Annotated in this window: 1 protein-coding gene; it reads left to right on the top strand. The window is 58.4% G+C overall.

All coding sequences use genetic code 11. The annotated features are described in order from the left end of the window. Window positions 1-48: 48 nt before the first annotated feature. The coding region (locus tag AC0L3U_RS39455) for a hypothetical protein (RefSeq protein WP_473365130.1) at window positions 49-269 on the top strand (221 nt) is incomplete at its 3' end.

Consider the following 269-nt stretch of genomic DNA (forward strand, 5'->3'; position numbering starts at 1 on the left):
CTACACCAGGACGGACATTCTTTCCGACACGACGCACTTCCGTTCTGCATGGCCATCAAGCTGCTGGATGTGCCCGGCAAGCAGCTGATGGCCGATCAGCAGGCACGCACTGAACAGGACTTCGTGATGTTCAGCCATCCGATCATGATGGAAAAAATGGGCAAGGTCGCCCAGGCCATGAACCCCAAGGCCATTGCGGTGCTGGGCAAGAAAGTCGGTGAGCATTTCAATACCGCGGCGTACCAGACGACCCACCTCAACGGGGGCGC

The sequence above is a fragment of the Bradyrhizobium sp. Kon69 genome (assembly GCF_055807515.1).